We start from the raw sequence: 1067 nt of genomic DNA on the forward strand, positions 1-1067 counted from the left end.
AAATCACGAGCGCAAACTCCCCAACACCGTCCGAAGCATCTCAGCGTCGACAATGCCGTCGACCTTGACTACTGCCCGGCCAATCCGAACCTCGATTGAACCAGCCGGCCTCACGACCTCAGACTCTATTCCGGTCTTTTTCCAGCGCTGGCGCTCCTCATTCCCAACGTGCGGCGATCGCGACGGTCTCCGCCACCGCACCCTGAAGCCGAAGCGTCTCATCCAATGCATAGTCGTCCATACCGGCATATGGAGGTCGATAAGCACGACGTCGTACGAACGCTCCAGGGCACGGGGTACTGCGACGCTACCGCTATTGACGACATCGGCTCGATAACCGGGTGCGGTGGGTTGGGCGGCAATCAGCGCTCCATTAGCTGGGTATCAGGTTGCGATACTGGATGGGGTTCGATGGGCAGTCTTGAGACGGTGGCCGGATCGGCCAGGCCGCCGCGATCGGGGGCAACATGGCTGAGCAGTTCATGGACTGAACGTATGCGGTCCATCGTTGACGTCTATCAATTGGCAGTGACGTTGGCAATATAGGTGTCCACCAATTCGAGGTGGACACCTATGGCTGCCAAAGACTCAGAGTTACTAACCAGTGCATAAATAAGCGAACATAAATCGACGCCATGGTCTAAGGCTAAGCTGAACAAGCCACCAAATCGGCGACGTGTCAGCGACTTGAACGTCGCCAAGTCATGAGGCCGAGCTTAAGCCATTGCTTTTCGGCCCTCGCGAGCCTGTTGGGCGGGCACTTTGCCCGCCTTTCGCCCACTATGGGCGTACCGGTGCCATCAGTTTCTTTCGCGACAGGTAGACGTTCGCCAGCGCGAGCGCGACGAACGCCCGGTTGGCGTTCTTTGCCAGCCCGCGATAGCGCACCTTGGTAAATCCCCACAGTCGCTTCACGACCGCGAAGACATGTTCCACCCGGGTAAGCGCCCGGCAATGTCACCTTGAACCGGCGGGTCATGAAAGCGACGATCGTGTCCACCTATTTTTTTAATGGACACGTGTACGCTATGAACGAAAATGAAGTGGGTTCTGAAGTGGTGCGGCCG

General features: G+C 57.6%; 1 pseudogene. It reads right to left on the minus strand.

Annotation, left to right across the window (positions count from 1 at the left end):
• Positions 1-780: 780 nt before the first annotated feature.
• Positions 781-939 (minus strand): annotated as a pseudogene (locus F6X42_RS42800) (transposase); the annotation flags it as partial.
• Between the last annotated feature and the right edge of the window lie 128 nt (positions 940-1067).

Source organism: Paraburkholderia podalyriae, from assembly GCF_014397785.1.
Classification (GTDB): Bacteria; Pseudomonadota; Gammaproteobacteria; order Burkholderiales; family Burkholderiaceae; genus Paraburkholderia; species Paraburkholderia podalyriae.